2 protein-coding genes are annotated in these 275 nt (G+C 25.5%); both read left to right on the top strand.

Features of this window, described 5'->3' with window-relative positions; genetic code table 11:
* Positions 1-57: 57 nt before the first annotated feature.
* Entirely contained in the window at positions 58-135 is a 78-nt protein-coding gene (locus tag Q3304_RS21045; RefSeq protein ID WP_141668768.1) for a transposase, read from the top strand.
* Between the two features lies 1 nt (position 136).
* On the top strand, positions 137-275 hold a 139-nt coding region (locus Q3304_RS21040; RefSeq protein WP_153885162.1), incomplete at its 3' end, for a helix-turn-helix domain-containing protein.

Raw genomic sequence — 275 nt, 5'->3', positions numbered from 1 at the left:
AAAAAATTTACCTTGTTAATATTAGGATGGGTGAGTAAAAATTGAAGTAGCTCAGATATGTATAAATACCATATAGTATGGTGTGTAAAATATAGACATCCAGTATTACATAATCATAAAAAACAAGTAAAGTGAGGTGATAGTAGTGGAAAAAGCATATAAGTTTAGGATGTATCCAAATAAAAAACAGCAAGAGTTAATTAATAAAACTTTTGGATGTTGTAGATTTGTATATAATAAGTATCTTGCTAAAAAAATAGAAGTTTATGAAAACA

This window comes from Clostridioides sp. GD02377, assembly GCF_045899875.1.
GTDB lineage: Bacteria > Bacillota > Clostridia > Peptostreptococcales > Peptostreptococcaceae > Clostridioides > Clostridioides difficile_A.
The sequence above is the reverse complement of the archived record's forward strand: the minus strand, read 5'-3'. Positions and strand labels throughout refer to the sequence as shown.

What these genes read in the sequence shown, in the direction of transcription:
- Q3304_RS21045 (WP_141668768.1), top strand. Translation starts at nt 58, where the DNA reads ATGTATAAATACCATATAGTATGGTGTGTAAAATATAGACATCCAGTA.